Source organism: Mesorhizobium sp. M7A.F.Ca.CA.002.09.1.1 (genome assembly GCF_003998555.1).
Lineage (GTDB): Bacteria > Pseudomonadota > Alphaproteobacteria > Rhizobiales > Rhizobiaceae > Mesorhizobium > Mesorhizobium ciceri.
Genome location: NZ_RZRR01000336.1, coordinates 1 through 5,441, shown reverse-complemented (window position 1 = coordinate 5,441; position 5,441 = coordinate 1). Strand labels below are relative to the sequence as shown.

Annotated in this window: 5 protein-coding genes; 1 reads left to right on the top strand and 4 read right to left on the bottom strand. The window is 64.3% G+C overall.

The window, feature by feature from the left end; genetic code table 11:
• Positions 1–13: 13 nt before the first annotated feature.
• Complete coding sequence (locus tag EN994_RS16200; protein ID WP_063167974.1) at positions 14–1,639, bottom strand: AMP-binding protein; 1,626 nt, start codon at positions 1,637–1,639, stop codon at positions 14–16.
• A gap of 313 nt (positions 1,640–1,952) precedes the next feature.
• On the opposite strand from EN994_RS16200, the gene EN994_RS16195 reads away from it, so the two are divergent.
• Positions 1,953–2,783, top strand: coding sequence for an alpha/beta hydrolase (locus EN994_RS16195; protein ID WP_063167975.1), 831 nt, complete (start codon positions 1,953–1,955; stop codon positions 2,781–2,783).
• 48 nt (positions 2,784–2,831) lie between these two features.
• On the opposite strand, the gene glp is transcribed toward EN994_RS16195, so the two are convergent.
• From glp to trpC, 3 genes are read right to left on the bottom strand one after another with little or no spacing between them, the layout of a single operon-like run.
• On the bottom strand, positions 2,832–4,037 hold the full coding sequence (gene glp, locus EN994_RS16190) for a gephyrin-like molybdotransferase Glp (protein WP_063167976.1): 1,206 nt from the start codon (positions 4,035–4,037) through the stop codon (positions 2,832–2,834).
• The gene (moaC, locus tag EN994_RS16185) at positions 4,037–4,519 is read right to left on the bottom strand and encodes a cyclic pyranopterin monophosphate synthase MoaC (protein ID WP_013531740.1); all 483 of its coding nucleotides are present in this window, start codon (positions 4,517–4,519) and stop codon (positions 4,037–4,039) included. Before moaC ends, glp begins: the two co-directional genes overlap by 1 nt.
• Positions 4,520–4,521: 2 nt before the next feature.
• Positions 4,522–5,334, bottom strand: coding sequence for an indole-3-glycerol phosphate synthase TrpC (trpC, locus tag EN994_RS16180; RefSeq protein ID WP_063167977.1), 813 nt, complete (start codon positions 5,332–5,334; stop codon positions 4,522–4,524).
• Between the last annotated feature and the right edge of the window lie 107 nt (positions 5,335–5,441).

Below are 5,441 nucleotides of genomic sequence, written 5' to 3'. Positions count from 1 at the left end.
TCGTAGGGCTCGCTCAATTGACTTTCTCCGTGCGCAGCCGGAAGCGCTGGATCTTGCCGGTCTGGGTCTTGGGCAAAGCAGCAATGAATTTCACCGATCGCGGGTATTTGTAGGGCGCGATCGTCGCCTTGACATGGTCCTGCAGGCGCTTGGTCGTCAATGCGTCAGGCGCCACGCCCTGCACCAGCACGACATGCGCCTCGACGATCTGGCCGCGCTCGGCGTCCTCGGCGCCGATCACCGCGCATTCGGCGACGTCGGGATGTGACAGAAGTGCGGCCTCGACCTCGGGGCCGGCAATGTTGTAGCCGGCGCTGACGATCATATCGTCGGAGCGCGCGGCGAAATGGAAGAAGCCGTCCTCGTCCTGCGTGAAGGTGTCGCCGGTGATGTTCCAGCCGTCGCGCACGTAGTCCTTCTGCCTGATATCGGCCATGTAGCGGCAGCCGGTCGGGCCGCGCACCGCCAGCCTGCCGGTCGCGCCGCGCGGTACTTCGCGCATCTCGTCGTCGACGATGCGCGCCTCGTAGCCGCCGACCGGCTTGCCGGTCGACGCGGGCTTCATGTCGCCAAAGCGGTTGGAGATGAAGATGTGCAGCATTTCGGTGGCGCCGATGCCGTCGAGGATCGGCTTGCCGGTCTTTTGCGTCCACTCTTCGAAAACCGGAGCGGGCAAGGTTTCGCCGGCTGAAACGGCAACCCGCAGCGAAGACAAATCGGCACCTTCATCCATGGCCTTCAGCATGGCGCGGTAGGCAGTCGGCGCGGTGAAGGAGATCGTGGCTTTGTAGGTCTCGATGATGTGGATCATGTTGGGTGGCGTCGCCTGCTCCAGCAGCGTCGCCGCCGCACCGAAGCGCAGGGGAAAGATAGCGAGCCCGCCAAGGCCGAAAGTGAAAGCCAGCGGCGGCGAGCCGACGAAGATGTCGTCCGGCGTCACCTCCAGGATTTCGCGGGCATAGGCGTCGGCGATGATCAGGAGGTCGCGGTGGAAATGCATCGTCGCCTTCGGCACGCCTGTCGTGCCCGAGGTGAAGCCGAGCAGCGCGACATCGTCGCGGCCGGTGTTGACGGCGGTGAATGTCACCGGCTTGTCGAGAGCGGCACGATCGAGCTCGGCATCATGGTTGGCGGTGCCGTCGAAGCCTATGACCTGTTTGAGGAAGGTGCTGTCCTTGGCGCAGGCGGTCATCTCGTCCATCAGCCTGGTGTCGCAGAGCGCGACGGTGATTTCCGCCTTGTCGACGATCTTGGCCAGTTCGCCGGCGCGCAGCATAGGCATGGTGTTGACGACCACGGCGCCGACCTTGGTGGCAGCCAGCCAGCAGGCGACCATGGCGGGGTTGTTGGCCGAGCGGATCAGCACCCGGTTGCCGGGCTCGACGCCATAATTCTCGACCAGCGCGTGGGCGAGCCTGTTCGTCCAGTCGGACAGTTCCTTGTAGGTGCGGCGGCGGCCATTGCCGATCAGGGCTGTGCGGTCGCCGAGGCCCTTCTCGACCAGCCGGTCGGTCAGTTCGACACCGGCGTTGAGGCGTTCGGGATAGTCGAAGCCGTCGAGCAGTATATCGGGCCATTGCTCCGGCGGCGGCAGGTGATCGCGCGTGAACGTGTCGATATGCGCTGAAGGCCCAAGCATGTCGCCGCTCTCCCGTCTGCTGCCTGGCCAGTGCGCAATGCGCCTTGGCTGGATGTGGTGGATCCTAAGGTCCTGCTCTGAGGAGGCTTCGTGCTGCCCATCACGCCTGCTCGGAGATGCGCGCCGAAAGGGTGAACATCTGCAGGTGAGGGCAGCACAGCAGACCTCCCATTGTCGGCTGTTCGTGCGGGCAGGATCGCACCAGTCGAAATTTGTTTCAAGCCTAAAATGTTTTTGCCCTGGAGCATTGACGCATGGCGTGGCGCTGGCCATTGCTAGCGCAACAGCGATGCCGTTTTGGGGGAGGGCGCAGATGTTCGAACGTCACATCGTCGATTGGGATGATGCCTATGCCAACGGCGCGAACATTGCCGGCAGCGACCGTTGGCCAGCCGCCTGGTCCGAGCCAGCGGCAGCATTCCGCGATGCGCTCTCGGCAGAGAGCCGGGCACGGCTCGACATCGCCTACGGCGACAGGCCGCGCAATCGGCTCGATCTTTTCCTTCCCAAGGCCGCGCCCAAAGGACTGGTGGTGATTATCCATGGTGGTTACTGGCTGGAGACCGACAAGAGCTTGTGGTCGCATCTCGCCAATGGCGCGGTCGGCAGCGGCTTCGCCGTTGCGATGCCCTCCTACACGCTGTGCCCGGACATACGCATCGCAGGCATCGTCCGGGAGGTCGGGGCGGCGATTGGCAAGGCAGCGGCAATGGTTGACGGACCGCTGATGCTGACCGGACATTCGGCCGGCGGCCATCTCGCCACCCGGATGGTGACGACAACCACGCCTCTGGCGCCGGATGTGGCGCGGCGCATACGCCATGTCGTTTCGATTTCAGGTCTACACGATTTGCGTCCGCTCATGCGCACCGGCATGAACAAGGACCTGGCAATCGACGAAGAGGAGGCGCTGGCTGAAAGCCCAGCCCTGCTGCGCCCGATGGATGGCGCCCGCATCACCTGCTGGGCCGGCGGCGGTGAGCGCGCCGAGTTCCTGCGCCAGAATGCGTTGCTTGCCAACATCTGGACCGGCCTTGGCGCCACCACCAGCACCGTGGTCGAGCCCGACCGGCATCACTACGACATTGTCGACGGCCTTGCCGATCCGGCGCATCCGCTGACACAGAGCTTGATCTCGAGCTAGAGCCGAGATCACTTTCTCGTCTGTTATGAACGGCTTGCCTGGAATTCCTCAGCGCAGCATCAAAACGCTGCAAGCCTCGCCCGCGGCTGCTGCAGGGGCAAACGGCGCCCGCACGATCAGCCCGTTGGCGTCGGCCAGCATTCTCAGCATCGAGGAATCCTGAATGCCGAACGGCGTCGCCACCAGCGCGCCGTCATCTTCCCTGACCACGGCTCGGACATAGTCCTGGCGCAAATCATTGGCCGGCATTGCGGTACCCAGTCGCGCTGGGCGAATGTCCTGGCGATGGTTGCGGCCACCGAGCCGCGCCAGCAGCGGCTTCAGGAACAGTTGCGAGCAGACCAGGCTTGCCACCGGGTTGCCGGGCAGGCCGATGCACCTGATATCGCCGAGGCGGCCGAACATCAGCGGCTTGCCGGGGCGCATGGCAATCTTCCAGAAGCCGAGCGTCATGCCTTCGCCGGTCAGCACGTCGTGGATCAGGTCGTGATCGCCGACCGAGGCGCCACCAAGCGTCACGATGACATCCGCACCGGCCGCCACCGCTTTTTGCACCAGTTCGGCGATGGCCTCCTTGCGATCGGCGGCAATGCCGAGATCGAGCGCGCGGGCGCCGACCGAGTGTGCGGTGGCAGCGACGCCATAGGCATTGGACGAGATGATCTGGTCCGGGCCGAGATTACTGCCCGGCGGCAGCAATTCGTCGCCGGTGGCGATGATGGCGACCAGCGGTCGTCTTACCACCTTGACCTGGGGATGGTTGGCCGATGCTGCCAGCGACAGTGCCGCCGGGTCGAGCAAACGGCCTCTTTCGAGCAGCATGTCGCCTGTTGAAAAATCGAGCCCGATGCGACGGATATTGCGCCATTGCGCCGTCGGCTCGGTCACTTCGATTTCGCCGCCGCCGAGGTCGCGGACATTCTCCTGGATGACGATGGTGTCGGCGCCTTCGGGCAGCGGCGCGCCGGTGAAGATGCGCACCGCTTGTGCCTTGCCGATCCTACCGGCAAAACCACGTCCGGCCGGCGCCATGCCGATCACCGACAGCCTGGATGGTACCGACGCCACGTCGGCGGCTCGAGCGGCATAGCCATCCATGGCGGAAGCGTTGAAAGGTGGCTGGGTACGGAGTGCCACGACCGGTTCCGCCAGAACACGATCCACCGCCTCGAACAGAGGAACGCTTTCGCCGGCTAGAGGTGCCGCACCATCGAGCAGGCGCTCAAGCGCCTCCGCGATAGGAACCAGCGCCATCAGGAACTCGCCTTGTAGTCACCCGACTTGCCGCCGGTCTTTTCGACCAGGCGGATGCCGGTGATGACCATGGCGCGGTCTACTGCTTTGGCCATGTCGTAGATGGTCAGGCAGGCTACCGAAGCGGCCGTCAGCGCCTCCATCTCGACGCCCGTCTTGCCGGTGACGCGCGCCAGCGCGGTGACCTTCAGGCCCGGCAATGCATGGTCGGGCTCGATGTCGACGGAAACTTTGGTCAGCAGCAGCGGATGGCAGAGCGGGATCAGATCATGCGTCTTCTTCGCCGCCATGATGCCGGCGATGCGCGCGGTGCCGAGCACGTCGCCCTTCTTGGCGTTGCCGGCGAGGATCATCTTCAGCGTCTCGGGCTGCATCGCGACAAAGCCTTCGGCGATCGCCGTGCGCGTTGTTTCTTCCTTGTCGCCGACATCGACCATGTTGGCCTCGCCCTGCGCGCCGAGATGGGTCAGGCCTGATACCATCGTCAGATAGCCTCGGCCAAAGCCTTGCCTGTCAGAAGCAAGCGCGTCGCGGTGGTGACGTCCTGTTGCCGCATCAGGCTCTCGCCGACAAGAAAAGTGCCGATGTCGCTCTTTTGCAGCCTGAGGCAGTCGTCATGCGAGAAAATACCGCTCTCGCTGACCAGCAAGCGGTCGGCCGGAACCATCTTCGCCAGCCGCACTGAAGTGTCGAGGCTGGTCTCGAATGTGCGCAGATTACGGTTGTTGATACCGATCAGCCGCGACGACAGTTTTAGCGCGCGCAACGTCTCGGCCTCATCATGCACCTCGATCAGCGCATCCATGCCGAGTTCGAATGCCGTTGCCTCAAGCTCGCTCGCCAGGGCGTCGTCGACGCTGGCCATGATGATCAGGATGGCATCCGCGCCCCAGGCGCGGGCTTCGTAGACCTGATAGGGATCGAACAGGAAATCCTTGCGCAGCGCCGGCAGCGCGACGGCGGCTCGCGCCCGGGTGAGAAATTCCGGCGCGCCCTGGAAGGACGGTGCGTCGGTCAGCACCGAAAGACAGGCAGCGCCACCCTTGGCATAGGCCTGCGCCAGCGCCGGCGGATCGAAATCGGCGCGGATCAGCCCCTTGGACGGGCTTGCCTTCTTGATCTCGGCGATCAGCGCAAAGGCGCCGGATTTGCGCTTTGCTTCGAGTGCGGCAAGAAAGCCGCGCGGTGCGTCGGCGTCCTTGGCTCGCGCCTTGATTTCGGCCAGCGGCACACGTGCCTTTGCCGCCGCGATCTCGTCGCGCTTGTAGGCCTCGATCTTGCGAAGAATGTCAGACACGTTTTACCCGTTCGAAATCTCGACCAGCCTGTCGAGCACTTGCAGGGCCCGGCCGCTGTTGATGGCTTGCGCGGCGAGCGCGATGCCGTCAGCAAGCGTCGTCGCCT

Bases quoted from the DNA above. Each gene is read 5' to 3' on its own strand.
- moaC (WP_013531740.1), bottom strand. From the start codon at position 4,519: ATGGTATCAGGCCTGACCCATCTCGGCGCGCAGGGCGAGGCCAACATG.
- EN994_RS16200 (WP_063167974.1), bottom strand. From the start codon at position 1,639: ATGCTTGGGCCTTCAGCGCATATCGACACGTTCACGCGCGATCACCTG.
- EN994_RS16195 (WP_063167975.1), top strand. From the start codon at position 1,953: ATGTTCGAACGTCACATCGTCGATTGGGATGATGCCTATGCCAACGGC.
- glp (WP_063167976.1), bottom strand. From the start codon at position 4,037: ATGGCGCTGGTTCCTATCGCGGAGGCGCTTGAGCGCCTGCTCGATGGT.